General features: G+C 38.7%; 1 protein-coding gene. It reads right to left on the bottom strand.

Annotated elements, in window-relative coordinates:
- Positions 1 to 54: 54 nt before the first annotated feature.
- The gene (locus F6K38_RS42535) at positions 55 to 462 is read right to left on the bottom strand and encodes an ArsR/SmtB family transcription factor (protein ID WP_287251228.1); all 408 of its coding nucleotides are present in this window, start codon (positions 460 to 462) and stop codon (positions 55 to 57) included.
- Positions 463 to 1,182 lie beyond the last annotated feature (720 nt).

The following is a 1,182-nucleotide window of genomic DNA, read 5'->3' as shown; positions in this document are numbered from 1 at the left end:
ATGGGCAATAGTTCGGGAGTAATCACAATTACCAATTACCAATTACCAAGGTCACTAAAAAGATTGCTGCATCGCTTTGAGTTGCTCTAGCTGTTGATGTTGTTGCTCTATTTGCAGTGACAGGGAATCACACACTAGCTCACATAGCTCAAAGATAAAGGGATTAGCTATTTGGTAGAAGACATTGATTCCTTGTTGATTGCGAGTTACAATCCCTGCTTTAGCCAGGATTTTTAAATGCTTGGATACATTGGCTTGACCTAAGCCTGTTTCTTCGATAATTTGACTAACATTTTTTGAGCCGGACTTCAGACAACAGATAATCTGCAAGCGACTTACTTCAGATAAGACTTTAAAGAAATCAGCGATCAGGGTCAAGGAAGTAGGGGATAACTGGGATATCTCACAGTCTGGAGGTTGCTCAGTCCTCAGAGAGGATTTTGGCAAAGAACTTTTAAGCATAATAGATTGGCTGACAGTGGGAATCAAGACTAGGCTTTATCTATTATATTATTATACGGTAGTCTTAGGGAGTAGGGAGTAGGGAGTAGGGAATAGGGAGTAGGGAATAGGGAATAGGGAATAGGGAATAGCGATTTATGAATTTATTACTATCTAATACTACTAATAAAAAACCGTATTTTTACCTATATAAACCCTTGATTAATTACAAAAAAAACGCTTTAAAATAAATTACTTAAATAAAAATAATAGCTAAAATACCATCAATACAAAAAAAATAAAGATACAATAAAAAACAGGGGTTACTGATTAATGGAATGATTGAGGGTAATTAGTAATTGGTAAGCTGTTGCCCATTTAAATTGGATATTATTCAGTTATAAAAATAATCCCCTGCTCCCTGCTCCGAAGTCCCTGCTCCCTGCTCCGAAGTCCCTGCTCCGAAGTCCCTACTCCCTACTCCCTACTCCCTACTCCCTACTCCCTAAAACCAAATATTTTGTAGCTCACCCCACAAGAACACTACCTAACAATTATATCATGTCCTAAAGTCAAAATAAAAATGTCTAGGGATTTCCGGCTTCGTACTCTCAAACCTCAATATGAACAACTTTTTGCGACTTGTCAGCTCAGGCGAAACTGCCTAGAGCCAACTGGCCGCATTGCTCAAGAAATCCTCCAACGGCAAGGAAACTACAGATTAGTAGAACGGCAAACGGG

This window comes from Moorena sp. SIO3B2, from assembly GCF_010692525.1.
Classification (GTDB): Bacteria; Cyanobacteriota; Cyanobacteriia; order Cyanobacteriales; family Coleofasciculaceae; genus Moorena; species Moorena producens.
Note: the sequence above shows the minus strand (reverse complement) of the source record. Positions and strands in the feature narration are given on the sequence as shown.

Bases quoted from the DNA above. Each gene is read 5' to 3' on its own strand.
- F6K38_RS42535 (WP_287251228.1), bottom strand. From the start codon at position 462: ATGCTTAAAAGTTCTTTGCCAAAATCCTCTCTGAGGACTGAGCAACCT.